This is a genomic window from Dissulfurispira sp. (genome assembly GCF_036745535.1).
GTDB lineage: Bacteria > Nitrospirota > Thermodesulfovibrionia > Thermodesulfovibrionales > Dissulfurispiraceae > Dissulfurispira.
In genome coordinates, this window is record NZ_DAIOFX010000172.1 from 1 (window position 1) to 1610 (window position 1610).

The 1610-nt window shown below is 44.8% G+C and carries 4 protein-coding genes and 1 pseudogene; all 5 read right to left on the reverse strand.

All coding sequences use genetic code 11. The annotated features are described in order from the left end of the window. Positions 1–354, reverse strand: a pseudogene (locus V7L97_RS12565) (sodium:calcium antiporter); the annotation flags it as partial. A 5-nt stretch (positions 355–359) separates the two neighbouring features. Further along, positions 360–794 carry a universal stress protein gene (locus tag V7L97_RS12570; RefSeq protein WP_333656517.1) on the reverse strand — a complete coding sequence of 145 codons (435 nt, stop codon included), beginning with the start codon at positions 792–794 and terminating at the stop codon, positions 360–362. Positions 795–799: 5 nt separating this feature from the next. Continuing rightward, positions 800–1099, reverse strand: coding sequence for a universal stress protein (locus tag V7L97_RS12575; RefSeq protein WP_333656520.1), 300 nt, complete (start codon positions 1097–1099; stop codon positions 800–802). Further along, positions 1041–1241, reverse strand: coding sequence for a hypothetical protein (locus V7L97_RS12580; protein ID WP_333656521.1), 201 nt, complete (start codon positions 1239–1241; stop codon positions 1041–1043). Before V7L97_RS12580 ends, V7L97_RS12575 begins: the two co-directional genes overlap by 59 nt. Positions 1242–1245: 4 nt before the next feature. After that, positions 1246–1551, reverse strand: coding sequence for an MTH1187 family thiamine-binding protein (locus tag V7L97_RS12585; RefSeq protein WP_333656523.1), 306 nt, complete (start codon positions 1549–1551; stop codon positions 1246–1248). Positions 1552–1610: the final 59 nt, after the last annotated feature.

Consider the following 1610-nt stretch of genomic DNA (forward strand, 5'->3'; position numbering starts at 1 on the left):
GCGGTCCCGCTTCATGGAATGTACCTCAACAATCAGTTCAAATCTCCTCCTTTTCATAAAGAAACTGGCAATCACAGAAATACCGACAAGAAAGAATGCGAGGGTGGAAAGCATAAAAGGCGCTCCTAAAATAGCTCCAACACCAATATTCTTTGCAGCATCGCCGCCATGTATCAGGATGGCAACAAAAGGCAGTATAGTCTCTGGTAGGGCAGTCCCCACAGCAGCAAGGATGCTTCCCACAACTGCCTGAGACAGGGAAAGCCTTCTGCCGAGGGATTCCACGCCATTGGTGAAAAACTCGGCGCTCAGTAGTATCATAAAGAGGCTGAAGATAAGAAATACTATTTCCATTGTCTTTATCGAACGATCATGACAGGGCAGGAAGATGATTTTATGATGGATTCCGAGACACTTCCCAGTATTACTCCTTTTGTATAAGACAAACCCCTTGCTCCCATAACAATTAAATCCTCATCCCTTTCCATTGCTATCTCATTAATTGTCTCATAAGGTATTCCTATCCTGACAATGCTTTCTGCTCCCCTGCAAATTCCGAGAAAAGAGCATATTTTTTCCTCAGCGTCCTTTATCAGCTCGTTCATGTAATCGGCTTTGTCCTTCTCGGTAATGTCTTTCCATTTCTGAAATCCCTTTTCCACCTTAAGGCTTGAAATTATATGGGTCACAACGAGTTCCGAGGAACTCTTCTCAGACAATGATTTTGCAACCTCCAATGCCCTTTTCGAAGGCTCTGAAAAATCAACTGCACATAGAATCCTCTTTATATTCACAGCACCTACAAGTGCACCTTTTGACTTTCCCCCCTCACAACCAGCATGGGAATATCGAGGGACTTTATCATCCGCTCGGAACTGCTGGGCCTCACCATGTGGGACCTATGCCCAAGTACGAGCATATCTGTGTTCATCTCTTTTATTGCTGTATTAAACGTCTCGACAAGTCTTCCAACCGCAATGGCATGCCCGGTTTTTATACCAAGGCTATTGAGCTTCTCTGCCCATTTTCTGAGCCCCTCTTCATTCAGTCTCTTTTCTTCCTCTATATAGGGAACAAGATATGCCGGGGGTAAGGGCATAGTCAATGACATACAGCATGTCTATTTGAGTATCGACCCCTCTTGTTTTAGAGAGCCATTCTGCATAGGCAAGTATCTTTTCTGTGTCTGCACCCAGGTCTATTGCAGCAAGTATCTTATTTATTGTTAAAACGTCACCCATCCGCTTATTTTTTCAAGGCCTTTCCCAATCTCTTCTCAACAGAGGCAACCTTTTCCTCTATCCTGTTCGGTTTTCCTTTCCTGTCATCAACGGTTATGGATATAAGCACCCTGTCCTCTTTTTTCATGATCTCATCACGACACCGCTTTATAAGATTCATGATGTCGTCCCATTCGCCCTCAACAACCGTACCCATTGGATTGACCTTATAGGGCATGCCGCTTTCGTCAACAATCCTCAGGGCAACAGCCAACTGGTCTCCGATGCTGCTGCCAACGCCTATCGGTACAACGCTGAACTCTGCAAGCATGTTTCCTCCTTTTTGCTAAGCACTTGACAAAAATAAAGGGTGGCTGTCTTCAAGCCACC